Origin of the sequence: Stenotrophomonas sp. YIM B06876, assembly GCF_030711595.1 — a bacterium.
Lineage (GTDB): Bacteria > Pseudomonadota > Gammaproteobacteria > Xanthomonadales > Xanthomonadaceae > Stenotrophomonas.
Genome location: NZ_JAUJUJ010000682.1, coordinates 1 through 246, shown reverse-complemented (window position 1 = coordinate 246; position 246 = coordinate 1). Strand labels below are relative to the sequence as shown.

The window sequence follows — 246 nt, the reverse complement described above, 5'->3', positions numbered from 1 at the left end:
TACCGACACCAGGACCACCACCACCACGCGCAACGCCAACCGGACCGACAACAGCATCAACAAGGACTCTGGCGATGCCACAGCCAATGCAGCCCGCTCGGCCGCGCTGAACAATGGCTCCACAGGCACGTTCACCAACGCGTTCAATGTGGCCACCGCCACCGCCACCAGCAGGCTCAGCGGCGTGGTCACGGGCAACCGCGTGCATGACATTGGCAACAACGCCTACAACACCGGCAATGCCAA

The 246-nt window shown here is 63.0% G+C and carries 1 protein-coding gene; it reads left to right on the top strand.

Features of this window, described 5'->3' with window-relative positions; translation table 11 throughout:
• The coding region (locus tag QZH66_RS19000) for a hypothetical protein (RefSeq protein ID WP_305807320.1) at positions 1-246 on the top strand (246 nt) is incomplete at both ends.